Source organism: Mycobacterium sp. MYCO198283 (genome assembly GCF_021213805.1).
In the GTDB taxonomy this organism is placed as follows: domain Bacteria; phylum Actinomycetota; class Actinomycetes; order Mycobacteriales; family Mycobacteriaceae; genus Mycobacterium.
On record NZ_JAJQJI010000009.1, the window covers coordinates 149,757 to 174,948 of the forward strand.

The following is a 25,192-nucleotide window of genomic DNA, read 5'->3' on the forward strand; positions in this document are numbered from 1 at the left end:
GTACCCACAGTCAACATCGTTCGTGCGTCTCGGACGACAGAACGGCGTCATGGGATCTGAGCGGTGGGGCGACGGCCGCCACGTCGAGCGCAAAGTGCAGCGGGGATCGATCCCAACCTCAGTTTACGACCGGGACGGGGGCTTGCCGCAAGGCCCGGTGTGCGGTGCAGAATCGCCCGGCAACCAGGACAGATGGAGGTTTCGATGGCAGATATTGCGGACCGGCCGGAACGATTCACGGTGCACGAATCCGGGGCGTACTTCCACGGTACGAAGGCGAACCTGCGGATCGGGGACTACCTGGAGCCGGGTCATCCCTCCAACTACAAGCCCGGGCACATCTCGAATCACGTCTACATGACCAAGGTGTTGGACGGCGCGGTCCTCGCAGCCGAGATGGCGGTGGGGGACGGCCCGTGCCGGGTCTACATCGTGGACCCGCAGGGGCACGTCGAGGACGACCCGAACGTGACCGACAAGAAATTCCCCGGCAACCCGACGCACTCGTATCGCAGCAGGAATCCGGTGAAGATCGTCGGCGAGGTCACCGACTGGGTGGGTCATTCACCGGAATACCTCGCGGCGTTCCGAGCGGGGCTCGACGAGTTGCGGCGCAAGGGCGAAGCGGTGCTTTATGACTGAGGGCCGCGCATCCGCTGGCATCGCGAGGTTGGTGGCCTTTGCTAACACCCTCGAGGTGTCTGCGGCCCGGCGGGGTAGCCGGGAACTACCGGCGCTCGGCGCGCTGTCCAGACCTGGGCGTCGGAAACTACTGGAGCCCCACCGACGACAGCGGCGGAGAATTGCCATGAAGCCCGATCACCCGTCGACTAGGAGGAAGGGTGAACCAGCCAACCCAAGACGGCGACCATTCAGCAGACGACCTGACAAAATACGCATTCGACATGGAACCGCAGGTCGAACCCGGCGGCGACACATGGACCGCGTTCTACCCGGGCGCTGACTGGTCCGTGAGCGCGCCCAGCAGGGAACAGGCACTACACGAGCTGCGGAAAGAGTTCATTCGACGCCAGAACGCCGGACAAGACCCCCTCGCCTACGCCGACGCCGTCTACCGAGCACACCTGCGGGAGCCGATCGCGGGCGTGTATGCCGTCGATAACGAGCTGTACCGCGAACTCGTTCACGCACCCGAAAGCAACCGCAGGCGCGCGGTCCAAGAAGCCGAGCGCCGACGGCGACTAGGGCAGACATACACCAAGAGCGACTACCTGAAGGACTGCGAGGAGAGCGCCGAACAAACCCCGGAACCCGGACCGGATTGATTCTTCGCGGCCTACCCCGACACGTTGACACCGACACACAGGCGTCTGCTGCGGAAATTTCTGGTACTTGGTTGTGAGACCGGCCGGGGTATCGGCCTACCCAAACATGCTCCTTCATAAAGGATTTGGATTGCGGCCGCCAACACCGGCACGGCTAGCCGCAAAACCGTGCGTGGCCTTGTACCGATGAGTGCCCGAAATCCCGGCACCTCACGCTGGGGTCTGCGCGCGTAACCGCGCGAACGCGGTCTCATCAGCACTGCCACGCGCCGGGAAATACACGAACAATGTCTGACCGGGCGCCCCGTCGACGCTGAAGGCCTCGAACTGCAGCGTAATGACACCGAGTCCGTCGATGGCGAATCGTTTCTCGCCGATGGTGCGGGCATACACATCCTGTGCGGCCCACAGCTCGGCGAACGTCGCGTCCTCGGTTGCGAGGTGTTCGACGAGCTGTTCGACGTCACCGTCGGGATAGGCCGCAGACGCGCTGCGCAACCCGGCCACGACCTGGCCGGCGATCACCTCCCAGTCCGGGTAGGTGTGCTTGGCCCGCGCGTCGAGGAAGGTGAAAACCGCGAGATTGCCGCCAGGGGCCCAGCCAGGGTTGACCCGTTCGGCCAGCTCGGTCGCGGCTAGAACGTCGCGGCGAGCATTGACCACGAAGGCGGGCAGGTTCGACCACAGGGTCAGCACTTCCCGCACACCCGGTCGCACGGTCTCGGTCACCGCGCGATCTGTGCTGGCGCGCCGCGGTGCCGGTGCACCCAGGCGATGCAGATGTTCGCGCTCGGCGTCATCGAGCCGCAGCGCATCGGCGATGGCGTCCAGTACCTCCGGTGAGGGATTGCGGTCGCGGCCCTGCTCAAGTCGCGCGTAATAGGTGGCGCTGACGCCGGCAAGTGTCGCTAGCTCTTCGCGGCGCAGTCCCGGCACGCGACGGCGGTTGACCAGGACCACGCCAGCCGATCGCGGATCGACACGCTCACGACGGCTCCGCAGGAACGAACCCAAAGAGTGCGCCTCTGGTTCCATCTCCCGCATCGTAGTGCTACTGCGCCTGAGGCTAGCCCTGGCGGTGCCACCCTCAAGAAGGCGTGGCACCCCCCGGGCGACGCTGGCCACGATGGAACACATGACCACATCAACTGATTCAGCAACGCCGGTCTGGCTCATCACCGGATGTTCGAGCGGCCTTGGGAAGGCGCTGGCCGAGCACGCCCTGCAGCGCGGCGACCGCGTCGCCGTCACAGCTCGCAACCGAGAAGCCGTCGTCCCCCTGACCGAAGGCCACGGCGACCGCGCGCTGGCCCTGGCACTCGACGTCACCGATCCGGGTTCGGTCGGCGCCGCAGTCGCCGAAGCCGAACGCGTGTTCGGGCGCATCGACGTCGTCGTCAACAATGCCGGCTACGGGTACCTCGCCGCCATCGAAGAAGGTGAGGACGAAGCCATTCGCCATCTCTTCGACACCAACGTGCACGGGGTGACCACGGTGCTCAAGGCAGTGTTACCCGGCATGCGGGCCCGCCGCAGTGGACGCATCCTCAACATCTCGTCGTTCGGTGGCCTGGCTGCCTTCCCGGCCACCGGCTACTACCATGCAACCAAATTCGCCCTGGAGGGTCTGTCGGAGTCACTGGCCGCCGAACTTGCCCCCCTCGGCATTGGCGTCACGATCATCGAACCCGGCGGGATGCGAACTGAGTGGGCGGGCGCATCGATGCAGCAGTCCCCCGTGCGGATCCCCGACTACGACGACACCGCCGGCAAGCGCCGGGACAGCACGCTATCGGTGTCGGGTAACCAGCCGGGCGATCCCGCGCGAGCCGCCGCGGCGATGGCCGCCGTCGTCGACGCCGACGATCCGCCGCTGCGGCTGCTCCTGGGCTCCGACGCACTAGGCGGGATCCGCGCACGCCTGGATCGCCTGCGCGCCGAGGTCGACGCCAACGAGGCGTTGACGACGAGTGCCGACAGGCAGGCCTCATGACCGGGGCGGGCGCATTGATCATCGTCGGCGCCGGACCAGGCGGCGGGGCTGCGACCGCGCAGCGTTTCGCTGCCGAGGGTCACCCGGTCGGTCTGATCGCCCGCGATCCGGATCGTCTCACCGACCTCCAGCGCACGCTCTCGGCCGCCGGGACAGCGGTGGCCGGGGACGCGACCGACCCGGCGGCGACACCCGCCGAGGTCGCAGCGCCCGGTTGTTGTAAGACGACAGCGTCAATGCTTGAATCGCGACCTCAGAGACACCCGTCGCCGCTGCCAAAGCTATCGATTCCTCTGGGCCGACCACCTGACCCACTGCGGTCGCGCCGCAACCGAAAGCCCCGCCAGTCGCGCCAGCGCGCCGACCGTCGTTTGCATACTCGCAGCGGTTGCCTCCAGCCAGGAATCGACCGCTTACCAGCCAACGGCTCGACCCGGAGAGGCAGGCGACGGCGAGGCATTACGACACCGGGACTTGGGGGGTGAAAAAGACGAACGTTGAAACGAGCGACATGACGACGGCCGACGTGAAACCACAACCGGCCTGAGGTGCGCCTTCATCTCGATAGCCGATATATAGGTGTCCTAAGTACCTTGTTCAACAATTCGACGCGGTTGTTCATCTTCGTTGTATTTCGACAACCGGTCTAATCAGTGCGCCATATTGGCAAAGCGGGATACGTGCAGCTGATTGGTCACCGTCACCGTCTTCGTCGGCCCGTTGCGGTGCTTGGCCACGATGAGGTCGGCCTCGCCGCCGCGCGGGTTGTCCGGTTCGAACGCGTCGGGGCGGTGCAGCAGCACCACCATGTCCGCGTCCTGTTCGATCGCGCCACTCTCGCGGAGATCCGCGAGCATCGGCTTCTTGTCGGTCCGCTGTTCGGGTCCGCGGTTCAGCTGGCTCATCGCGACGACCGGGACGTGCAGCTCCTTCGCCAGCAGCTTGAGCTGACGGGAGAACTCCGACACCTCCTGCTGACGTGACTCGACCTTTTTGCCCGACGTCATCAGCTGCAGATAGTCGATGACGATAAGCTTCAAATCCGCTTTCTGGTGCAGCCGACGGGCTTTCGCGCGGATCTCCATCATGGTGAGGTTCGGCGAGTCGTCGATGTACAGCGGCGCCTCGCTGATCTCGCTCATCCGCCGCGCCAGCCGGGTCCAGTCGTCGTCGCTCATCCGGCCCGAGCGCATGTCGGACAGTTTGATCGTCGCTTCCGCCGAGAGCAGCCGCATGACGATCTCGGTCTTGCTCATCTCCAGCGAGAACACCACGCTCGCCATCCGATGCTTGATGGAACACGACCGCAGAAAATCCAGTCCAAGCGTGGAATTGTGCGTCGGCACCATCGACCGGCTGGCCAGGTACATGTGGCTGGCATTGTCGACCTCGACGCACCGCACGGGCACACTCGGGACGCTGCGGACGTCGACGATGAAACGTGAACCGATCCGGGCACCGGAGGCACGCGCCCGGCGCTCCTTCTGCAGTAGCGCCTTTCGCGACAGACCGAACACCGTGTCGTCGGTGGTGAAGTTCAGTGTGTACGCAGTCGACGATCGCTCACGGCGGCCCTTGACCGGCTTCGTCGCGACCTGACACCGGTAACCCAGGCTCACCACCAGCTCGGCGACGTCTGTCGCCAACCTCTCATCGGTGACGGAGAACTGAATGGAGCCGCTGGCGGTGACGGTGCCGTCGGTGTCGAGGAGTCCCGCGAGCAGAGCCCGACGCTGCGCTTCGGAGGCACGAAGATATGCCAGGGGAATGTGCTTGTTGCCGAGCACACCGAGCGTCCTCAGCCGCGCCTGCAGCGTGCCAACCGCGTTCCGGCACGTCTGGCACATCGTTAGCCCGCACGACGGTCGACCACAGCGCGGGCACTTGGGCGAGGGCACCGGCGCCGTGCAGAAGCGGGCGCGACCACCACAGGACCGTCCGCACGTCCGCACTTCGCTCGTTCTAGGGACGAACACTGCGCCGCACACTGCGCGCTGACGCGCTTCGACGGCCGGCGCCTCGGGCAGCAACAGTGCGTACTGAAGTGCAGCGGAGGGGGATTTACGCGTAACGATGCCCTCGGCTTCGATCCGCATGACGATTTCGGGATCCGCGGTGGTGAGCCTCGCCGCAGCGGACGTACCGTCGCCGAGCCAGGCGCCGAGGGTGTACGGAGGTATCAGCAGCTCTCGCTCGGGAGCCTGCAACGCGGCGGCATTGACCACCGAGTGATTCAACCGCTTGTCGGCCGTGGAGCAGCGCAGTGTCTTGGCGATCTCCTCTGTGGTGCGGATCCCGGCGAAGGTCCGTTGATTCTTGGTCCTGGTGTTGCTCGATGCGGCCGATTGTGCAGACCGCCCCGACGCACGTGTCTCGGTCAACCACTGATGCTCAGCGTCCGCGACTATGACGGTGCCGTCGGAGAATTCAACCTCGAAGCACGGCCGTTCCACCATCACCCCGGTCGCCGCAACGACCCGGGTAGGCAGTCCGTCATCGCCGATCAACAGGTCGCCGACAGCGACCTCGCCCATCGTGGTCCATCCGTCCGGCGTAGGCAGCGGAGTGTCGAGCGCCAGCGCCTTGCCCATACCGGGCCTTGCCGCAATGACGATCATCTGCCCGCCGTGCAGGCCATTCGTGAGGTCGTCGAGGTCGGTGAAGCCCGTCGGCACGCCCTTGGAAATTCCGCCGTTCGACGCAATGGCGTCGATCTCGTCCATGGTGGGCTGCAGCAGGTCCTCGAGCGGAACGAAATCCTCACTGGCCCGCCGGTCCACCACGTCATACATCTCGGCCTGAGCCCGGTCGACCACCTCTGCGACGTCGGCGCCCTCGGCACCGGCATAGCCGTACTGGACGACCCGCGTGCCGGCCTCGACCAGCCGGCGCAGCAGCGCCTTCTCGCTGACGATCGTGGCGTAGTAACCGGCGTTGGCCGCAGTGGGCACCGTCGAGATCAGGGTGTGTAGATACGGCGCCCCACCGATGCGGCGCAGCAGCCCGCGGCGGTCCAGCTCGGCCGCGACGGTCACCGCGTCGGCAGGCTCGCCGCGGCCGTAGAGATCGAGGATCGCGTCATAGACGTTCTGGTGCGCGGGCCGGTAGAAGTCGCCGGGCCGCAGCCGCTCCAGCACATCGGCGATGGCGTCCTTCGACAGCAGCATGCCGCCGAGCACCGACTGCTCGGCGGCGATGTCCTGCGGTGGCTGACGCCCGAATTCCTCGTTGCGCGGCGGCGCATCCGCACCGGGATGTCCGAGATCGTCGACGACGGCCACGGCCGCGGCCTCCCTCCTCGCTCGCGCATTCACTCGAACGCCAGTTCGTCTAATGTCTACCAGCGGGGTCTGACATCCCGCCGCGAGCCGACGCCGGGCTCGGCTGCCGCCTGACGCTAGAGGTTGCTGACGGGCCTGCCAAACCGGCCTGTGCATGAGGATGTGAGTGAATTGTGCAAACGCCAGGACAGCGGTGTGCAGCACCTGGGGACTACTTGTGGACAGCCGCAACCCGGCGAAGGATAAGCACTGGTCAACGGCTTGACATCGATTGCCAAGCTGTGAGTAGTTCCCGCGTCGGCGTGTCGCGCAGGATGGCGGTTGTGGGCGTGTTGGGCGGCGACCGACCGTTGTCCGGGTAAACACCTCGTGTCGTTAGCTGTCGAAGCCGCTGCTCGCCGGGTTCGCCCGCGTACCCCTACCGCGTCCGGCAACGACCACGTGGGGGCCGTTTCCGGCCCCCACGTGGTCCTACGCTGATGTCGGCTAGTTCGCCGCGACGACCTCGACGGTCACCTCGGCGCTCACCTCGGGGTGCAGGTCGATGCCGACGGTGTAGGTGCCCAGTGACTTGATGTGCGCCTTGGGCAGCTGCACGGTCCGCTTCTCCAGGTTCGGTCCGCCGGCCTTCTTGATGGCCGAGACGATCTCCGCGGCGGTCACCGAGCCGAAGAGCTTGCCCGAGTCCCCGGCGGTGCGGCCGGTGAGCTTGATCGGCCCGAGCGCCTCGAGCGCCGCCTTGATCTCGTTGGCGTGCTCGACGCCGCGGACGGCCTTGAGCTCGCGGGCGCGACGGATGTCGTCGGCTTGCCGCTGCGCGCCGCGGCTCGCCTGGATGGCCAGGCCGCGTGGGAGCAGGTAGTTGCGGCCGTAGCCGTCCTTCACCTCGACGGTCTCGCCGGCGGCGCCGAGGTGCTCGACCTCGGCGGTCAGAATCAGTTTCATCGTGTTCTCGGTTTCGTCTCGATGCTCGTGCGGCTACCGGGCGGTGGACGTGAACGGCAGCAGCGCCACCTCGCGGGCGTTCTTCACCGCGACGGCGATGTCACGCTGATGCTGCACGCAGTTGCCGGTCACGCGTCGGGCACGGATCTTGCCGCGCTCGCTGATGTAGGTGCGCAGCAGCCCGGTGTCCTTGTAGTCGATCACCTGACCCTTCTTGGCGCAGAACGCGCACTTGCGGGTCTTGACCGGCTTCTCCGGCGCCGGGCGCCGCTTGGTCGACTTGGCCATGCTTGATCACTCTTTTCTGGAAATGTCTGCGCGGCGCGGCCGCGCGATGAACTGGGTGTGGTCAGAAGGGCGGTTCGTCGTCGCCGCCGCCGAAGGAGCCCGACGCCGGGGCGCTGCCCCACGGATCGTCGTTGGCGGGGCCGGCCGGCGCCGCGGCCCGCGAACCGCCGCCACCGCCGCTGCCGAACCCGCCGCCGCCACCACCGCTGCGGCTGGCCTTGTTGACCTTGGCCGTGGCGTAGCGCAATGACGGGCCGACCTCGTCGACCTCGACCTCCATCACCGTGCGCTTTTCACCCTCGCGGGTTTCGAACGAGCGCTGCTTGAGCCGTCCCGTCACGATCACCCGGGAACCGCGGGTGAGGCTCTCGGCGACGTTCTCGGCCGCCTCGCGCCAGATGTTGCAGCGCAGGAACAGCGCCTCGCCGTCCTTCCACTCCCCGCTCTGGCGGTCGTAGATGCGCGGCGTCGACGCCACCGTGAAGTTGGCGACGGCGGCACCGGACGGGGTGAAGCGCAGTTCGGGATCGGCCGTCAGGTTGCCGACCACGGTGATGGTGGTATCACCAGCAGCCACGATGTCCTCCGAGAGGTTGGGTACGAGTTGCGGGCGAGCCTACGCAAGGCCTGCGACAAGAAACGGACGTTCAGTGCTTGTCGGTGCGCATCACCTTGGTGCGCAGCACCGACTCGTTCAGGCTGAGCTGACGGTCGAGCTCGGACACCGTGGCGGGCGCGGCCTTGACGTCGATGACGGCGTAGATGCCCTCGGCGTGCTTGGCGATCTCGTAGGCCAGCCGGCGGCGGCCCCAGATGTCGACCTTGTCGACCGTGCCGCCGTCCTTGCGGATGACGTTGAGGAACGTCTCCAGCGACGGTGCGACAGTGCGCTCGTCGAGCGTGGGGTCGAGGATGACCATGATTTCGTATGGACGCATGTGAACCCATCACCTCCTATGGTCGTTGCGGCCACGGCGTGTCCGTGGCAGGAGGGTCGCCTGCGTCGGCAACCGTCCCAGGCTACAGCGACGGCGGTTCGCCACCCAAATTGCCGGGGCCGCCCGACACTGCGACGCAAATCTGACGGCGTCGTCACCGCGGTGTGGGCCACGCGGCGCCGGGTAACCGGGCCGCCATGCAGAACTTGACCGAGAAATTCGTCGACGCGCTGGGCGAACTGCACCGCACCGGCGACGCCGGACCGATCGCCGAGCTGTTCTCCGACGACGCGACGCTGACCAAAGCCGGCCTGCCGCACGGGGAACGCGGCAAGGACGGCGCCAAGACCTTCTGGAAGCAGTACCGGGAGGTCTTCGGCGACATCGAGTCGTCGTTTTCCCACCGGGTGGTCGACGACGGCATCGCCTACCTGGAGTGGACGTCGACCGGGACGCTGCGCGACGGCACCGACTTCACCTACGACGGGATCAGCGTGCTCGAAGGCGACGGCGACACCATCGACGCGTTCCGCACCTACTACGACTCGGCGGCGTTCCTCAGCGCGGAGCGCAAGAGCGGGGCGAGCACCTAGCCGGCCGCGCCGACCGGCTCGCGCTCCTGCGGCGCCGCGGCCGGCGGGCGGGGCCGCAGCCGCCCGGGCCACCACGCCGGGAAGGCGTCGGGCGCGCGGTCGAAGATGCCGCCGACCGGGTCGTCGATGCGGCCACCGTGGCGGACCAGATCCTCGGCGGGCCGGTAGATCTGCCGAATCACCAACGCGCACAACGCGATCACGGCGACGTCGCGCAGCAGCACCGTGGTGGTGAACCACTGCTCGGGTAGGCCGCGCCGATCCTCGCCGAACAGGTAGAGCATCCGCGGCACCCACACCAGGGCGTCGATGGTCATCCACGCCAACAGGATTCGCCGGTGCGGAAGCGCCAGCACCGCCAGCGGGATCAGCCACAGCGAGAACTGCGGGCTCCACACCTTGTTCGTCAGCAGGAACGCCGCCACCACGAGGAACGCCAGCTGCGCCACCCGCGGCCGCTGCGGCGCCGTCAGCGCGACGTATCCGATGGCCGCACAGCAGCCGACGAAGAGCACGGCGACGACGGCGTTCAGCACGGTCGGCGGCTGCCAGAACCCGAGGTTCGGGTCGAAACCCTGCCAGCCGGTGTAGGACGCCGCGACGTTGTAGAGCGAATCCATGTCGGCGCCGCGGCGGGCGTTCAGCCGGAAGAACTCCGACCAGCCGCGCGGGAACAGCGCCAGGACCGGCAGGTTCACCACGAACCAGGTGCCGACCGACGCCGCCGCGGTCACGGCCCACGGCCGCAGCACGTTGGTGCGCACGGCGAGCAGCAGCAGCGGCAGCAGCAGGAGCGCCGGATAGAGCTTCGCGGCTACGCCGAGCCCGATCAGGACACCGGCGAGCGCCGGTTTGCGCCGCGCCCACGCCAATAGCCCGGCGGTGGCACAGGCCACCGCGATGGCGTCGAAATTGGTGAAGATCTGGAAGATCAGGATCGGTGACACCCCGACGAGCGCGGCGTCCCAGATGCGGCGCCCCGCCAGCCGCGCCGTCGCCCACACCACCGCGAGCCAGCACAGCGCCAGGCCGATCGCCGAGAAGTTGAAGAACATCACCACTTCGGCGACGACCGGTATCGGGACCAGGCCGGTCACCACGGTGTAGGTCTTGGCGAGCGCCATGGCCGCGTACTGATAGAGGCCGGTGAGCACCGGATACTCCATGTAGCGCACGGCGGGCCTGCCGTCGTAGGTGGTTTGTGGCGTGCCGCTGCCGTCGACCTCGATCCAGTTCGACTTGTAGGGGAAGAGCCCCCGGTCGAGCAGTTCGGCGGTGTACAGCGGCACGGTGTCGGAGTAGCAGAGCTGGTAGTAGGCGCGGTTGTTCTCCCAGTTGGCGTGCAGCGCGTTCGGCGGACCCGGCCCGCCCTGGGTCTGCAGACACGCCGCCTTGGTGCTCCACCCCAGCGCCAGGACCACCAGCGTCAGCAGGAACATCACCCGCAGCGGGGTGAAGAACCGGGTCCGGCCGATCAGCGCGTGGCGGCCGACCGGCCCGCCGATCGCGTCGGCCACCGCGGCGCCGAGCACATCGGTACGGCTGGGCAGGTCGCGGTCGTCCGCGCTGCGCAGGTCGTCGGCCAGCGGCACCGGGGACAGGATCGCCCGCCGGTCAGCGGTCGCCTGCGAGTGTGCTCCTCGCGTCCGCGGTCCCTCTTGTGCTCCTCGCGTCCGCGGTGCCTCTTGTGCTCCTCGCGTCCGCGGTGCCTCTTGTGCTCCTCGCGTCCGCGGTGGCTCTTCCGAGGCGCCGTCGCTCACGGAACCGGGACGGGCGGCGGCGCGCCGAACGGCGGCGGTGCGGCCGGCGGCACGGGCTCGGCGCCCGGCAGCGGCGCGGCCGGCACCGTGGTCGGCGGGCCGATCGGGATCGTGATGCCCGGCGCCACCTCGATCGACGGCTGGATCACCGTGCCCGGCGCGGGCGACGTGGTCACCGACGTCGGCGTGGGCGGTGCCGACGACGACGGCGGTGGCGGCTGCGCTGCCGGCGGTCCGGCGAAACCCCCGATCGCGGTCGGCTTCGGGAACGTCTCGACGTCGGTGCCCTCGAGCGCATCGTCCATCGTGGCTTTCCAGATGTCCGACGGCAGGCCCGAGCCGTAGACCGGTGAGCCGCCGCTGGTCACCAACGGCTGGGTGCCCTCCGCGGTGCCCACCCACACGGCCGTCGACAGCGACGGCGTGAACCCGACCATCCAGGCGTCCTTGTTGTCACCGGTGTCGCCGAGCTGCACGGTGCCCGTCTTGGCGGCGGACGGCCGGCCGCCGGCGAGCGCGTGGCCGTTCGAGTAGGCCGCAATGGGCTGCATGGCCGCGATGGCGTTGTTAGCGACCGCTTCGTCGAAGCGCCGCTCACCGTCGTTGTTCTGCTGGGCGGCGTCGAACAGCACCTGACCCTGCGAGTTGACCACCTTCTGCACGAAGTGCGGCCGGTGGTACACCCCCGACGCGGCGATGGTGGCGTACGCCGACGCCATGTCGATCACCCGCGACTGGTACTGCCCCAGCACGATGCCGTTGTTCGGCGGCCCGCCGCGGCCGTCCTCGCTGAGCGTGTGCTCGACCCCCGGGAAGCTCTCGGCGACGCCGGCCTTGTGGGCGGCCTCCGCCACGTCGGACGGACCGTCCTGCAGCTTCAGCATCAGCCGGTAGTAGCTGGTGTTCAGCGACCGTTTGAGCGCCTCGGCGATGTTGCACGTACCGCAGGAGTTGCCCTCGACGTTCGTGATCTTGATGCCGTTGACCTCGACGGGCGAACTGTCGATCTGGGTGCCGAGGCCGATCCCCTGCTCCAGCGCCGCGAGCAGCGCGAAGACCTTGAACGACGAGCCGGTCTGCAGACCGGCCTGCGCGAAGTCGAAGCCGTTGGCGTCGGCGCCGCCGTAGTAGGCCTTCACCCCGCCGGTCTTGGGGTCGATGGACACCACCGCGGCCCGCATGTCCGGGTTCTGGCCCTCGAGGTACTCGGCCACCGCGTCCTGCGCCGCGGACTGCGCCTTGGGATCGATGGTGGTGGTGATCTGCAGGCCCTCGGTGTTGAGCGTCTGCTCGTCGATGTCGAAGAGCTCGAGCAGCTCGCGGGTCACCTGGCGTTCGATGAGGCCGTTCGGCCCGGTGGTCTGCGTCTGCTGGCGCGCCAGGTCCGGCGGGACCGTCACCGGGAAGACCTGGGCGGCACGCTCCTGTTCGGACAGCGCGCCGATGGTCACCATGCCGTCGAGCACCCAGTTCCACCGGTCCTCGGCGCCGACGCGGTCGACCTCCGGGTCGAGCGTCGACGGCCGCTGGATGAGCGCCGCGAGCAGCCCGCCCTCGGCGACGGTCAGCTGCTCCACGGGCTTGCCGAAGTACGCCTTGGACGCGGCCGAGATGCCGTAGGCGCCGCGACCGAAGTAGATGATGTTGAGGTAGGCCTCGAGCACCTGGTCCTTGGACCACTCGCCGCTCATCTTCGTCGAGATGACCAGCTCCTTGGCTTTGCGCATGATGCCGCCCAGCCCCGACCGCTCCGACCCCACCAGCGCGTTCTTGACGTACTGCTGGGTGATGGTCGAGCCGCCCTGGGTGTCGCCGCCGAACAAGTTGTTCTTCGCGGCGCGGGCGAAGCCGGTGAAGGAGAAGCCGGGGTTGGAGTAGAAGTCGCGGTCCTCGGCGGCCATCACGGCGTCACGCACGTGCACCGGCACGCGGTCGATGCTGACGTCCTCGCGGTTGCCCTCCGGCGGCACGATGCGCCCCAGCTCCGAGCCGTCGCTCGCCAGGATCGTCGACACCTGGTTGGTGCGGATGTCGCCGGGCTGCGGCACGTCGACCATGGCGTAGGCCATGCCGAACGTCACCAGCGGCAGCACCAGGAACAGCACCGCCGCGGCGATCAGTCCCCGCCGCACCCACTTCCCGTTGACCCGCAGGCGCCGGCGCGGCCCGCCGGGTGCGCCGGCCCGTCGACCACCATCGGGCGGGCGCGGTGGCGGATTGCCCTCCATCGCGGCCTTGACGGCGGCGACGTTGTCGCGCAGCGGTGCGGTGTCGTCCCGCACCGGCGGGAGGACGGTGGTCGGCCGGTGGTCCGGCGCCGGCGGGCGGGGCGGCCGCGGCGCGCCGGACCGCGGCGGCCCCGGCGGCGGTGATGCGGGGCCGCGCGGCCGGCCGCCACCCCCCGCGGGGATGTGGCTACCGGGCCGGTCGTCGCGTCCGTCGCCGCTATTCACTGGCCGTACGTGCGCCGTTGCGGGCCGACCGGCCGCGACGCGGGTTGGCGGGTTTCGGCTGACCCAGCACGTACGACTTGACCAGGTGATTCCAACTGCAGGTGCGGCATACCTCCACCACGTGTACCGAGAACTCGTCGAAGCGGGTGGCCAGGAGCACCAGTTCCTCGGCGGTGCGGGCCGAACCGGACACCGCCCCGAGGTGATCGCCGAACACCCACGACACCAACGTCAACTGTTCCTTACGGCAGATCGGGCACATGACCGAGCTGGTCTTGCCGTGGAACTTCGCGGCCCGCAGCAGATAGGGGTTGGCGTCGCACACCTCCGTGACACCCGTGCGGCCCGAGTAGACCTCGGCCAGCAGTGAGCGCCGCCGCAGGGCGTAGTCCACCACCTGTCGCTGCAGTCGCACGCCGACAAGCGTACGTCGCCGCCCCGACGCCGAGGCGGCGACCGGCTTCCCGCCGACACCGGCATGCCACCGATTCCGCTGCTGTGCTGCGGCGTCAGTAACCGGACCTCTACCGTCCGTTCGCCTACTCGTCACCTCCCCTTGGCCATGGTTATATCGGCGCGATACAGTTGCGCGAGGTGTCGGAACGCCCTAGCGGCGCATCCGCAACGATCGGCAAAGGGGGGTGTCCGCGGTGCTGGAACTGGCCATCCTGGGACTCCTGCTCGAGTCGCCGATGCACGGCTACGAACTGCGCAAGCGCCTCACCGGGCTGCTCGGCGCGTTCCGGGCGTTCTCCTACGGTTCGCTGTACCCCGCGCTGCGCCGGATGCAGGCCGACGGCCTCATCAGCGAGGGCGCGGCGGCCGACGGCGCCGCCAAGATGCGCCGGGCCCGACGGGTGTACCAGCTGACCGACGCCGGTCGCGCGCGGTTCGCCGAACTCGTCGCCGACACCGGACCCCAGAACTACACCGACGACGGCTTCGGGGTTCACCTGGCCTTCTTCAACCGCACGCCCGCCGAGGCGCGCATGCGGATCTTGGAAGGGCGTCGTCGGCAGGTGGAGGAACGCCGGGAAGGCCTGCGTGAAGCCGTCGCACGGGCCAGCAGTTCGTTCGACCGCTATACCCGCCAGCTGCACCAACTCGGGTTGGAGTCGAGCGAACGGGAAGTCCGGTGGCTCAACGAGCTGATCGCCGCCGAACGCGTGGCGCAGGGCCACGAGCAGCCGTAATCACCAGCAAGACCAGCTTTCAACAGGAGGGAACGACCATGACGGACCATGCAGGCGAAATTCGGGTCGCCATTGTCGGAGTCGGCAACTGCGCGTCGTCGCTCGTGCAGGGCGTGCAGTACTACAAGGACGCCGACGAGAACGTCACCGTTCCCGGCTTGATGCACGTGCGGTTCGGCCCGTACCACGTGCGCGACGTCAACTTCGTCGCGGCGTTCGACGTCGACGCCAAGAAGGTCGGCTTCGACCTGTCGGAGGCGATCTTCGCGTCGGAGAACAACACCATCAAGATCGCCGACGTGCCGCCCACCGACGTGGTGGTGCAGCGCGGCCCGACACTCGACGGCATCGGCAAGTACTACGCCGACACCATCGAGGTGTCCGACGCCGAGGCCGTCGACGTCGTCAAGGCGCTCAAGGACGCGAAGGTCGACGTCATGGTGTCCTACCTGCCGGTGGGCTCGGAGGAGGCCGACAAGTTCTACGCGCAGTGCGCCATCGACGCCGGTGTGGCGTTCGTCAACGCGCTGCCGGTGTTCATCGCGTCGGACCCGGTGTGGGCGAAGAAGTTCGAAGACGCCGGCGTCCCGATCGTCGGCGACGACATCAAGAGCCAGGTGGGCGCCACCATCACCCACCGCGTGATGGCCAAGCTGTTCGAGGACCGCGGCGTGCAGCTCGACCGCACCATGCAGCTCAACGTCGGCGGCAACATGGACTTCCTCAACATGCTCGAGCGCGAGCGGCTCGAGTCGAAGAAGATCTCCAAGACGCAGGCCGTCACCAGCAACCTGCAGCGCGAGTTCAAGACCAAGGACGTCCACATCGGCCCGTCCGACCACGTCGGCTGGCTCGACGACCGCAAGTGGGCCTACGTGCGGCTCGAGGGCCGCGCCTTTGGTGACGTGCCGCTGAACCTGGAGTACAAGCTCGAGGTGTGGGATTCGCCGAACTCGGCGGGCGTCATCATCGACGCGGTGCGCGCGGCGAAGATCGCCAAGGACCGCGGCATCGGCGGCCCCGTCGTCGCCGCGTCGGCCTACCTGATGAAGAGCCCCCCGCAGCAGCTGCCCGACGACATCGCGCGGGCGCAGCTCGAGGAGTTCATCGAGGGCTGATCTGCTCCCCGTTCGGTGGGTAGGGTCCGACGCGTGATCTCCGACGACGAGCTGGCGGGTCTCGACGAGTTCGCGCTGCTCGACGAGAACGCCGAGCAGGCCGGCGTGACCACGGTTCCGCCGGTGCGGCGCATCGACGTCGGGCCGATCAGCGGGCTGAAGTTCGGCGAGCCGTCACCCCGGGTGGTCTTCCTGCACGGCGGCGGCCAGAACGCCCACACCTTCGACACCGTCATCCTCGGGCTCGGCGAGCCGGCGCTGGCGCTCGATCTCCCCGGCCACGGCCGCTCCGCCTGGCGCGAGGACGGTGACTACGGCCCGACGCGCAACGCCGCGACCATCGAGCCGGTGGTGCGAGAGCTGGCGCCCGACGCCGAGCTGGTCGTCGGCATGTCGCTCGGCGGGCTCACCGCGATCCGGCTGGCGGTGACGGCGCCGGACCTGGTGCGCCGGCTGGTGCTCATCGACGTGACGCCGACCTCGCCGGCCAGACACCAGGAGATGACCGAGGAGCAGAAGGGCACCGTCGCGCTGGTGTCCGGGCCGCGCACGTTCGGCAGCTTCGCCGAGATGCTCGACGTGACGATCGCCGCGGCGCCGCACCGCGACCGTAAGTCGTTGCGGCGCGGCGTCTTCCACAACGCCAGGCGGCTGGAGGACGGCAGCTGGACCTGGCGGTACGACACGTTGCGCACCGGCGACGGGTTTGACGGGCTGTGGGACGACGTCCCGCGCCTCACCGTGCCGACCACGCTGATCCGCGGCGCGCGCTCGGCGTTCGTCGACGACGCCGACGCCGACGAATTCGCCCGCACCGCACCGGGATTCGACGGCGTCCGGCTGGTCGCCGATTCCGGGCACTCGGTGCAGAGCGACCAGCCGCGGGTGCTCGTCGAGCTGCTGCGGGGTGTGCTGCGGAGCTGAAGTCCCTGCAGTGGGTGCCGTGGGAGACGATGCCCGCGGTCCGCTGGGCCGGCCGCGACACCCCGGTCGCACCGTCGACGCTGCGGGCGCTCGTCGAGCGGGCGGTGCTCGACAAGGGCGGCCCCGACGCCGAGCTGCGGGAGCGCTGCGCCGAACTGCATCCCGCGGACCGCGACGCGTTCGCGGGCTGGCTGCTGCGGGAGTGGCTGGCGACCGGCAGCACGGCCGCCAAAAGCGTGCTCGCGGTGGTGGCGTGCTGCGCCGGTGACGACACCGTGGCGATCGCCCGCGCGTATCTGGAGCGTCCGGGCGCCCGCATCGCACCGGCGAAGGCGTTACTGACGATGCTCGCCGCGAGCGACCGGCCGCACGCCGTGCAGGCCCTGCTCGCTGGTGCGACCCGGTTTCGCAGCGCCGCCCTGCGCGACGCGGCGCTCACGCACCTGGCGGCCGTCGCCGCCCGCCACGGCTGGACCGCCGAAGAACTCGCCGACCGCACGGTGCCCGACGCCGGGTTCGACAATCGCCGCACCCTGCGGCTGGACTACGGGTCGCGGGCCTTTTCCGCGGTGCTGCACCCGGACCTCTCGATCGCCCTGCGCGGGCCCGACGGCCGACCGCTCACGACGCTGCCGGCCGCCCGGCAGGCCGACGACCCGGCCGCCGTCGCCGCCGCGAAAAAGGCGCTCGCGGCGGCCCGCTCGCTGGTCAGATCCACCGCGCCGCAGCAGACGGACCGGCTCTACGGGGCCATGTGCGCGCAGCGGCGCTGGCCCTATCCCGAGTGGTCGACGCATCTGCAGCGGCATCCGCTCGTCGGGCCGCTGACCCAGCGGCTGGTGTGGACCGCCGCGGCGCCCGACGGCACCGTGCGCTGCTTTCGGCCCCTCGACGACGGGACGCTGACCGACACCGCCGACGACGAGGTGGTGCTGGGCGCCGACGCGCTCGTCGCCGTGGCGCACAGCCTGACGGTGCCGCCCGCCGAGCATGTGCCGTGGCGGGACCACCTCGCCGACTACGGCGTCACGCCGCTGTTCGACCAGTTCGCCCCGGCGTACCGGCTGCCGGCCGAGGCGGCCGCGCAGCGCACGCTCGGCGTCGTCGAGGGCTGTCGGGTGCGCTACGGCGCCCTGCGCGACGGCGCGACCCGGCGCGGCTATGTCCGAGGCAGCGACGACTTCCAGAAGGTGTTCCCGACGCTGCAGCTCTCGGTGGTCTTCACCTACACCGGCGACGCGTCCCCGCAGAATCCCGAGCCCGTCGCGATGAGCGCGGCGTCGTTCCTGCGGCTCACCGACGACCCCGACCGGCCGCCGCTGCGGCTGCGGCTCGGGGAGGTGCCCGCGGTGCTGTTGAGCGAGGTGCACCACGATCTGATGCAGATCGTGGCCGCCGGAACCGGCGCTGCGGCGGACCGCAGGCGGCAGACTGGACACCGATGACCGCCGCCGCCCCCGCCCTGCGCGAACCCGCCGAGGTCCGCCACGCCGACGAACTCGCCGCGCTCGCCGCGGCCGACAGCGGGCCCCGGCCCGACGGCTGGCGGCTGTCGCCGCGGGCGGTGCGCGCGTTCGTCGTCGGCGACCGGAAGCTGGGCGTGCGCACCAAGTACTACGGCGACGACGCACTGATCGACCGCTGCATCGTCACGCTGATGAGCAACCGGGCGCTGCTGTTGGTCGGCGAGCCGGGCACCGCGAAGAGCATGCTCTCCGAGCTGCTCGCGGCGGCCATCAGCGGCGACTCGACCAACGCGGTACAAGGCGGTTCGGGCACCACCGAGGACCAGATCAGCTACTCGTGGAACTACGCGCTGCTGCTCGCCGAAGGTCCCACCCGCCGCGCGCTGGTGCGCGGGCCGATGCACCGCGCGATGGAAGACGGCGCGCTGTGCCGGTTCGAGGAGATCACCCGCGTGCAGCCGGAGATCCAGGACTCGCTGATCGGGATGCTGAGCGACAAGGTGCTCTACATCCCCGAGCTCGACGGCGAGGAGTCGGTGCTGTTCGCCCGCGCCGGGTTCAACGTGGTCGCGACCGCCAACCTGCGCGACCGCGGCGTCCACGAGATGTCCAGCGCGCTCAAGCGCCGCTTCAACTTCGAGACCGTCCACCCGATCGACGACCGCCGGCTCGAAGCGCGGCTGATCCGCGAGCAGACCGCGGACCTGCTGGCCCGGGCCAACGTCACGACCCGCCTCGACGCCGAGGTGGTGGACCTGCTCGTCGACGTGTTCGCCGACCTGCGGACCGGCACCACCGCTGACGGCGTCGCCGTGGAACGGCCCGCGGCGGTCATGTCGTCCGCCGAGGCGGTGGCGGTCGGCTACGCCGCCGCGCTCGACGCGCACTACTTCGGCGACGGCCGCGTCGGCGGCGAGCACGTCGCCCGCCAGCTGATCGGTACCGTGCTCAAGGACAACCCCGACGACGGGACCAAGCTGCGCCACTACTTCGACGTCGTCGTCGCCGACCGGGCGGGCGACCGGCCGCAGTGGCAGCGGGCGCTGGCGGCCCGGCCGGAGCTGGACCGCTGAGGCGTCGGTAGTGCCGACCGGTGCCGAGGTCCGGGCGCTGGCCGCGGCGCTCGTCACCGACGAGCTGGTCGTCATCCCGGTCCGCCACCACAGCCCCGCCTGCGCGTGGCAGGTGCGCCGCGCGATCGCCGACCTGTCGCCCGCGCAGGTGCTGGTCGAAGGGCCGCGCTCGTTCGACCCGCTGATCGGCGAGCTGCTGGCGCCGCAGGCCCGCAACCCGCTGGCGTTCTACACCTACGCCGCCGACGCCGCCGTGCGTCACAGCGGCTACTACCCGTTCTGCGACTACTCCCCGGAGTTCGTGGCGTTCGCCGATGCCGCAGCCCGCGGCATCCCAGCGGCGTTCATCGACCTCGACTTCACCGAACAGGTGGCGCTCGGCCGCCGCCGCGTGGCCGACGACGCCGAATCGCTGCTCGACGAACGCCGCTACGCCCACAGCCGGGGGCTCGACCTGCTCGCGCACCGGCTCGGCTGCCGCGACCACGAAGACCTGTGGGAGCTGCTCTTCGAAGCGCAGGCCGCCGACACGACGCTCGCCGACCACGTCGCCGCGATGGCCGCCTACTGCGGCCAGGCCCGCGACGACACCCCGGCGGGCGAACTGGACGCCGACGGCACCACGGCGCGCGAAGCGGAGATGACCTGGCACATCCGCGAGGCGCTGGCCCGCCGGGATCCGGCGGCGGGGCCGGTGCTGGTGGTGGTGGGCGGCTTCCACGCGGTGGTGCTGCCGGCGCTCGTGGCCGATCCGCCGAAGCGCCCCAAGATCCGCGCGCGGTTCCGCCACCAGGGCACGGCGCTGATCCGGTACTCGTTCGACCGGCTGGAACGCCTCAACGGCTACGCCGCCGGGATGACATCGCCGGCCTGGCAGCAGCGGCAGTGGGAGGCGCTGACGCGGCGGAACCGGACCGCCCCGCGCGTCGACGCCACGCTCGCGGCGCTGCTCGACGTGAGCGCCCGGCTGCGCCGCGGCGGTCACCCCGTGCCGGAGCCGACAGTGGCCGCCGCGTTCGAGGCGGCGCTGCTGCTGAGCGGCCTGCGTCGACGCCCCGCCCCGCTGCGCAGCGACCTCGTCGACGCGATCACCAGCACCGTCGTCAAGGGCGCGATCGACCTCGAAGGCGCCGCCGTCACCGCCGCCGTGCGCGCCGTGCTCACCGGCGACCGCATCGGCACCGCGCCGCCGGGTGCGGCCACCCCGCCGCTGGTAGCCGACACGCTGGAGCGGCTCGCACAGCAGAAATTGAAAATCGATTCGCCGCAGCCGCGCAGCCTGCACCTGGACATCTACCGCAAGCCCGCGCACCGGGTCACCAGCCGGCTGCTGCACGGCCTGACGCTGCTCGGCGTGCCGTTCGCGGTGTGCACCGGCGGGCCGGACTACGTCAACGGCCGCGACCTCGGCCGGGTGCAGGAACGCTGGGAGTACCGCTGGCTGCCGGCCACCGAAGGCGCGCTCACCGAGGCCGCCGGCTACGGCGTCACGCTGCCCGAGGCGGTGGCGCGCCGGTTCTCCAAAGTGGTCGAGGAATTCGAGGCGTCGACGGAGCACCGCGACGCCTGCGCCGCCTGCGCGCTGCTGGTGCAGGCCGCGGTGCTGGGGCTGCACGAGCGGGCCGCCGAGGCGCTGCCGGCCGTGACGTCGGCGGTGGTGTCCGACCCGTCGTTTCCCGGGATGGCACAGGCGTGCAGCCAGCTGGCGATGCTGGTCGACGCCCGCGAGGCGCTGGAGGCGCAGCGCCTGACGGCGGTCCCCTCGCTGCTGGCCACCGCCTACCGGCGAGCGCTCTACCTCGGCTCCGACTGCGGCGGCGTAGATCCCGCCGAGGTCACCGAAGCACTGCTGCGGCTGCACGAAGTGCTCGCCGCCACAACGGATCTCGACGTCGGCGCGGCGGCCTACTGGGGGCTGGTGGAACGGCTGCGGACCGGTCACCCGGCGGCACGGGTGCGCGGTGCGGCGCTCGGCCTGCAGTACACCGCCGGCCGGCTGTCGGCCGACGAGGTCGCCGCGACGGTCCGCGGGCACCTCGCCGGCACCGTCGCGCCCGACGAGGCCATCGGCTTCCTGCACGGCGTCGTGCAGACCTGCCGCGAGATCGTCTGGCAGGAACCGGTTCTCGTCGCCGCGCTCGACGAGCGGCTCGGCGGCTGGGACGACGACACCTTCCTCGCACACCTGCCGCAGCTGCGGCTGGCGTTCGCCGACCTCACGCCGTCGGAGATCGACCGGGTCGCCGCCGTCGTCGCCGGCCGGGGCGACGGGCCGCCGATCGTTCGGCGACCACCCGGAAACACCGACGCCGCACTGCATGTCGCGGCGTCGCGCGACGCTGTCGAGCTGCTGGCGCGCGACGGTCTCGACCGGTGGGCGGCCCCGGCGTGAGCGACGTCGACCGCTGGCGGCTGATGCTGGGCCGGTACGCCGAAACGCAGCTCGGCGAGGGCGAACCCGACACCATCGAGGCGCGGCGCGCCGACGCGCTGGACTACCTGTACCGCCGTGAGTACGCCGACCGCGGGGTGCGCCCCGACCTGTCGGCGCGCGGCGACAGTACGTCGGCGCCGCACGTGCTCGACTGGCTGGGCGAGGTCCGCGAGCTGTTCCCCCGCGACACCGCGGAAACCGTTGTCGGACATGCCCTCAACCGCTACGGCCTGACCGAGATCATCGCCGACCCCGAAGCCCTCGCCCAGCTGGAACCCAACGAGGGACTGCTGCGGACGCTGCTCGAGCTGCGCGGCCACCTGCCCAACGCGGTGCTGGGCACCGTCCGCCACATCGTGCGCACCGTCGTCGACGACCTGACCCGGCGCATCGAGATCGACGTCCGGCGCGCGCTGGCGGGCCGGCTCAACCGGAGCCGCCACTCGCCGGTGCCCGACGCGGCGAACTTCGACGTCCGCGGCACGGTGCGGCGCAACCTCAAGAACTACGACCCGGCCCGGCAACAGCTCGTGCTGCAGGAGGTGCGCTTCTTCGAGCGCTCCCGACGGCGGCTCACCTGGGACATCGTGTTGTGCGTCGACCAGAGCGCCAGCATGTCGGCCTCGGTGATCCACGCGGCCGTGATGGCCGGCATCCTCGCCGGCCTGCCCGCGTTCCGGGTACGGCTCGTCGTGTTCGACACCTCCGTCGTCGACCTGTCGGCCTACGCCGAGGACCCGGTGGAACTGCTGATGAGCGTGCAGCTCGGCGGCGGCACCGACATCGCGAAAGCGATGCAGTACTGCGCGCAGCTGGTCGAGAACCCCAGCCGCACCGTGCTGGTGCTGATCACGGACTTCTGCGAGGGCGGCTCGGTCGCCGAACTGCAGCGCGTCACGCGGTCACTGGCCGAGGCGCGGGTGCAACTCCTGGGGCTGGCGGCACTCGACGACACCGCCGCGGCCTACTACGACCACGGGGTGGCCGAAGCGCTCGCCGACTGCGGCATGGCGATCGCCGCGCTGACCCCGGCCAAGCTGGCCGACTGGCTGGTGGAGGTCACCCGGTGAGCGTGGCCGAGCGGCTGCGGCGCTACGACGACGGCATGTGGGCGGCCACCGCCAGCCGCGGCCTGCTGCGCCGTGCGCGCAAGGACCTGACGCGCCAGCCGCCGACCCTGCTGCAGGCCGGCGCCGAGGCGATCACCGTGGCGGTCGGCGAGCACACCGTCCGGTTCGACCCCGGCCTGGTCGCCGAGGCCGGACCCGCCGCCGCGCAGTGCGACTGTCCCAGCACCGTCGTCTGCCGGCACGTGATCGCCGCGGGGCTGTGGCTCGCGGAATCGGCGGCCGCCGAGCCGGATTCGGCCGACCTGCACGCCCAGCTGATGGACATCGGCGCCGACGCGCTCACCCGTCACGCCGGCCGGCCCGGGCACACCTGGGCGTTGCGGTTCGTGAGCGGGCTCGACGACGCCGACGTGGAGATCGTCCGCGCCGGCAGCATCCGCATCGGCTTCCCGCGGCTGCACGTCACCTTCGGTTACGCGGGCGGTGGCCTGGCCGGGCTGGTGGCCGACCAGCCGCTGACGCCGCTGCCCCGCTACCAGGTGGCCGCCGCGCTGGCCTACCAGCGCCGCCACGGCCGCAGCCCGCAGCCGCCGGCACCGACGAAGGCCGCCGCCGCCACCGCGGAGACGTTGTCCGACAACCGCGCCCGGCTGCGGGCCAGCGCCGGACGGCTGCTCGCCGACACCGTGCGATTGGGAACCGCGCATCCGTCGCCCGCGCTGCACGAACGCTACGAGACCGCGGCGGTGTGGGCGCACGGCGCCGAGTACTACCGGCTGTCGGCCCAGCTGAGCCGCCTCGCCGACCACATCGAGCAGCAGCTCCACCGGTCCGCGACCACCAGCACCGACCAGCTGACCTTCGACGTCGCGCTGGCCTACGCCCTGGTGCACGCCCTGCAGCGAGCCGCGACCACCGGCGAGGAACCCGTGCGGCTCATCGGGCATGCGCGCAACACCTATTCGCCGGTGCAGTCGATGCAGCTCTTCGGGATGGGATCGATGCCGTGGCGGTCGGCCACCGGTTTTCACGGCCTGACCACCGTGTTCTGGTGGCCGCAGCAGCGTCGCTTCCTGTCGCTGACCGATGCCCGGCCCGTCGACGTCTTCGGCTTCGATCCGCTGCAACGCCACGACGAGCCCGGCCCGTGGCAGGGCCTGCTGTCGCCGGGCAACGCCGCGGGCCGGCGCGTCGACCTGCGCGATGCGCGGCTCAACCCCGCCGGCCGGCTCTCGGCCGTCGAGCACACCCGCGCCGAGCTCGCCTCCGTCAGCGGCGCCGCCCTCGTCGCCGAGCTCGACGTCACGACCCGGTGGCGGGACGTGCGCGGCGGGACCGGCCGAGCGCGCGGCCTGCTCGACGCACCCGATCCGCTCGCCGACTGGCTGGTGCTGGCGCCGCACGCCGTCGGAGCGCCCCGCTTCGACCAGACGCGGCAGGAACTGCGCTGGCCGATCTCCGACGCCGACGGCGACGAGCTGCTGCTGACCATCGGCTACTCCGACCTCACCGCCGCGGCGATCGACCGCGTGGAGTCGCTCGCCGGCCGCGTTCCGCCGGGCACGCTGGTGACCGCCCGGCTGGCCAGCGCGGGTGTGCCGCCCCGCGCCGAGCCGCTGAGCCTGCTCGATCCGCGCGCGGCGGCCGACGCGGTCGACGAGCTGTACTTCGCCACCGCCGAGATCACCCGCACCACCCCCGCGGTGGCGGCGACCACGCCCGCCGCGACGCCGCCCGACCCGGTGCCCGCCGTGCTGCGCGGGCACCGGGCTTGGTTGGTGCGCAACGCCGAACGCGGCACGTCCGGTGACCGGGGCGATCGGCTGCTCGCCGAGCTGGCCGAGCAGCACCGCCTGCTGCGCGCGCACGGTTTTGTCGTCTTCCCGCCCGAGGTCGGCGGCGACCCCGCCGCGGCGCTGCTGCGCAGTTTCTGCCTGCTCGAGCAGACCGAGCGCGCGCTGCGCCACCGCCTGGCGTCGTTTCCGCCGCCGGACACCCGGGTAGCCGGTGGGCACCCGACCAAAGGACCGCCGATGACCTCACCCAGCCCCGACGAAGCGACCGCACTGGAGGCCGGCGCCGACGAGGACGCCCGCGACGCGGAGTCCGCCGACGTGCCACCCGAGGACATCGCCCACTCGACCCAAGGACCCGCATGACCACTCCCGAACCCGCCGCCCCGAGCGAACCGCCGGAACACCTCAGCCCCAGTGAGACCCCCGAGCGCCTCGCCCCGGCGGAGACACCCGAACGCCTGACCCCGACCGAACCACCGGAGTCGACGCCCGGGTTCGCCACCTGACGACACCGGCCGTTCACCCGACGGCTGCCGGCCGCTCGCTGTCCTTGCGTACGTTCCGGGGTGACGCCGGCCCGC

The 25,192-nt window shown here is 70.4% G+C and carries 22 protein-coding genes; 13 read left to right on the forward strand and 9 right to left on the reverse strand.

The window, feature by feature from the left end; all coding sequences use genetic code 11:
* Positions 1 to 204 precede the first annotated feature (204 nt).
* Entirely contained in the window at positions 205 to 642 is a 438-nt protein-coding gene (gene arr, locus LV457_RS17595; protein WP_232172816.1) for an NAD(+)--rifampin ADP-ribosyltransferase, read from the forward strand.
* Positions 643 to 842: 200 nt separating this feature from the next.
* Complete coding sequence (locus tag LV457_RS17600; protein ID WP_232172817.1) at positions 843 to 1,286, forward strand: hypothetical protein; 444 nt, start codon at positions 843 to 845, stop codon at positions 1,284 to 1,286.
* A 210-nt stretch (positions 1,287 to 1,496) separates the two neighbouring features.
* On the opposite strand, the gene LV457_RS17605 is transcribed toward LV457_RS17600, so the two are convergent.
* Positions 1,497 to 2,321, reverse strand: coding sequence for a helix-turn-helix domain-containing protein (locus LV457_RS17605; RefSeq protein WP_232172818.1), 825 nt, complete (start codon positions 2,319 to 2,321; stop codon positions 1,497 to 1,499).
* A 100-nt stretch (positions 2,322 to 2,421) separates the two neighbouring features.
* Between LV457_RS17605 and LV457_RS17610 the strand changes: the two genes are divergently transcribed.
* Positions 2,422 to 3,279: an oxidoreductase gene (locus LV457_RS17610; protein ID WP_232172819.1), complete on the forward strand. Its 858-nt coding sequence runs from the start codon at positions 2,422 to 2,424 to the stop codon at positions 3,277 to 3,279.
* A 650-nt stretch (positions 3,280 to 3,929) separates the two neighbouring features.
* Here the strand turns inward: LV457_RS17610 and dnaB are convergent.
* The 5 genes from dnaB to rpsF form a co-directional block, all read right to left on the reverse strand.
* A complete protein-coding gene (dnaB, locus tag LV457_RS17615) occupies positions 3,930 to 6,560 on the reverse strand; it encodes a replicative DNA helicase (protein WP_232172820.1) in 2,631 nt (876 codons plus the stop codon).
* A gap of 486 nt (positions 6,561 to 7,046) precedes the next feature.
* The gene (rplI, locus tag LV457_RS17620) at positions 7,047 to 7,505 is read right to left on the reverse strand and encodes a 50S ribosomal protein L9 (RefSeq protein ID WP_232172821.1); all 459 of its coding nucleotides are present in this window, start codon (positions 7,503 to 7,505) and stop codon (positions 7,047 to 7,049) included.
* 33 nt (positions 7,506 to 7,538) lie between these two features.
* A complete protein-coding gene (gene rpsR / locus LV457_RS17625; protein WP_232172822.1) occupies positions 7,539 to 7,793 on the reverse strand; it encodes a 30S ribosomal protein S18 in 255 nt (84 codons plus the stop codon).
* Between the two features lie 61 nt (positions 7,794 to 7,854).
* Entirely contained in the window at positions 7,855 to 8,370 is a 516-nt protein-coding gene (locus LV457_RS17630; protein WP_232172823.1) for a single-stranded DNA-binding protein, read from the reverse strand.
* Positions 8,371 to 8,440: 70 nt separating this feature from the next.
* Positions 8,441 to 8,731 (reverse strand): 30S ribosomal protein S6, encoded by a 291-nt coding sequence (gene rpsF, locus LV457_RS17635; RefSeq protein ID WP_144957140.1) that lies wholly within the window; start codon positions 8,729 to 8,731, stop codon positions 8,441 to 8,443.
* Between the two features lie 197 nt (positions 8,732 to 8,928).
* Between rpsF and LV457_RS17640 the strand changes: the two genes are divergently transcribed.
* Positions 8,929 to 9,324: a nuclear transport factor 2 family protein gene (locus LV457_RS17640; protein WP_232172824.1), complete on the forward strand. Its 396-nt coding sequence runs from the start codon at positions 8,929 to 8,931 to the stop codon at positions 9,322 to 9,324.
* Here LV457_RS17640 and LV457_RS17645 read toward each other — a convergent pair.
* From LV457_RS17645 to LV457_RS17655, 3 genes are all read right to left on the reverse strand, one after another.
* Complete coding sequence (locus LV457_RS17645) at positions 9,321 to 10,925, reverse strand: glycosyltransferase family 87 protein (protein WP_232172863.1); 1,605 nt, start codon at positions 10,923 to 10,925, stop codon at positions 9,321 to 9,323. The two genes, LV457_RS17640 and LV457_RS17645, sit on opposite strands and share 4 nt — an antisense overlap.
* 155 nt (positions 10,926 to 11,080) lie before the next feature.
* Positions 11,081 to 13,495: a transglycosylase domain-containing protein gene (locus LV457_RS17650; RefSeq protein WP_374198883.1), complete on the reverse strand. Its 2,415-nt coding sequence runs from the start codon at positions 13,493 to 13,495 to the stop codon at positions 11,081 to 11,083.
* A gap of 34 nt (positions 13,496 to 13,529) precedes the next feature.
* Entirely contained in the window at positions 13,530 to 13,952 is a 423-nt protein-coding gene (locus LV457_RS17655; RefSeq protein WP_232172826.1) for a DUF5318 domain-containing protein, read from the reverse strand.
* A gap of 235 nt (positions 13,953 to 14,187) precedes the next feature.
* On the opposite strand from LV457_RS17655, the gene LV457_RS17660 reads away from it, so the two are divergent.
* From LV457_RS17660 to LV457_RS17700, 9 genes are read left to right on the forward strand one after another with little or no spacing between them, the layout of a single operon-like run.
* Positions 14,188 to 14,730, forward strand: coding sequence for a PadR family transcriptional regulator (locus tag LV457_RS17660; RefSeq protein WP_232172827.1), 543 nt, complete (start codon positions 14,188 to 14,190; stop codon positions 14,728 to 14,730).
* Between the two features lie 38 nt (positions 14,731 to 14,768).
* Complete coding sequence (locus tag LV457_RS17665) at positions 14,769 to 15,848, forward strand: inositol-3-phosphate synthase (RefSeq protein WP_232172828.1); 1,080 nt, start codon at positions 14,769 to 14,771, stop codon at positions 15,846 to 15,848.
* A gap of 33 nt (positions 15,849 to 15,881) precedes the next feature.
* The gene (locus LV457_RS17670) at positions 15,882 to 16,772 is read left to right on the forward strand and encodes an alpha/beta fold hydrolase (RefSeq protein ID WP_232172829.1); all 891 of its coding nucleotides are present in this window, start codon (positions 15,882 to 15,884) and stop codon (positions 16,770 to 16,772) included.
* A 29-nt stretch (positions 16,773 to 16,801) separates the two neighbouring features.
* The gene (locus tag LV457_RS17675; protein ID WP_232172830.1) at positions 16,802 to 18,217 is read left to right on the forward strand and encodes a DUF4132 domain-containing protein; all 1,416 of its coding nucleotides are present in this window, start codon (positions 16,802 to 16,804) and stop codon (positions 18,215 to 18,217) included.
* Complete coding sequence (locus LV457_RS17680) at positions 18,214 to 19,311, forward strand: AAA family ATPase (RefSeq protein WP_232172831.1); 1,098 nt, start codon at positions 18,214 to 18,216, stop codon at positions 19,309 to 19,311. The genes LV457_RS17675 and LV457_RS17680 overlap by 4 nt, the downstream gene beginning before the upstream one ends.
* Positions 19,312 to 19,321: 10 nt before the next feature.
* Positions 19,322 to 21,703, forward strand: coding sequence for a DUF5682 family protein (locus LV457_RS17685; RefSeq protein ID WP_232172832.1), 2,382 nt, complete (start codon positions 19,322 to 19,324; stop codon positions 21,701 to 21,703).
* Positions 21,700 to 22,815: a VWA domain-containing protein gene (locus LV457_RS17690; protein ID WP_232172833.1), complete on the forward strand. Its 1,116-nt coding sequence runs from the start codon at positions 21,700 to 21,702 to the stop codon at positions 22,813 to 22,815. Before LV457_RS17685 ends, LV457_RS17690 begins: the two co-directional genes overlap by 4 nt.
* On the forward strand, positions 22,812 to 24,974 hold the full coding sequence (locus LV457_RS17695; RefSeq protein WP_232172834.1) for a hypothetical protein: 2,163 nt from the start codon (positions 22,812 to 22,814) through the stop codon (positions 24,972 to 24,974). Before LV457_RS17690 ends, LV457_RS17695 begins: the two co-directional genes overlap by 4 nt.
* Entirely contained in the window at positions 24,971 to 25,117 is a 147-nt protein-coding gene (locus tag LV457_RS17700) for a hypothetical protein (RefSeq protein ID WP_232172835.1), read from the forward strand. The genes LV457_RS17695 and LV457_RS17700 overlap by 4 nt, the downstream gene beginning before the upstream one ends.
* Positions 25,118 to 25,192: the final 75 nt, after the last annotated feature.

Excerpts from the sequence above, each read along its gene's own strand:
- rplI (WP_232172821.1), bottom strand. The coding sequence starts at position 7,505 with ATGAAACTGATTCTGACCGCCGAGGTCGAGCACCTCGGCGCCGCCGGC.
- rpsF (WP_144957140.1), bottom strand. The coding sequence starts at position 8,731 with ATGCGTCCATACGAAATCATGGTCATCCTCGACCCCACGCTCGACGAG.
- LV457_RS17700 (WP_232172835.1), top strand. The coding sequence starts at position 24,971 with ATGACCACTCCCGAACCCGCCGCCCCGAGCGAACCGCCGGAACACCTC.
- LV457_RS17610 (WP_232172819.1), top strand. The coding sequence starts at position 2,422 with ATGACCACATCAACTGATTCAGCAACGCCGGTCTGGCTCATCACCGGA.
- LV457_RS17680 (WP_232172831.1), top strand. The coding sequence starts at position 18,214 with ATGACCGCCGCCGCCCCCGCCCTGCGCGAACCCGCCGAGGTCCGCCAC.
- rpsR (WP_232172822.1), bottom strand. The coding sequence starts at position 7,793 with ATGGCCAAGTCGACCAAGCGGCGCCCGGCGCCGGAGAAGCCGGTCAAG.
- LV457_RS17605 (WP_232172818.1), bottom strand. The coding sequence starts at position 2,321 with ATGGAACCAGAGGCGCACTCTTTGGGTTCGTTCCTGCGGAGCCGTCGT.
- arr (WP_232172816.1), top strand. The coding sequence starts at position 205 with ATGGCAGATATTGCGGACCGGCCGGAACGATTCACGGTGCACGAATCC.
- LV457_RS17640 (WP_232172824.1), top strand. The coding sequence starts at position 8,929 with ATGCAGAACTTGACCGAGAAATTCGTCGACGCGCTGGGCGAACTGCAC.
- LV457_RS17675 (WP_232172830.1), top strand. The coding sequence starts at position 16,802 with ATGCCCGCGGTCCGCTGGGCCGGCCGCGACACCCCGGTCGCACCGTCG.
- LV457_RS17665 (WP_232172828.1), top strand. The coding sequence starts at position 14,769 with ATGACGGACCATGCAGGCGAAATTCGGGTCGCCATTGTCGGAGTCGGC.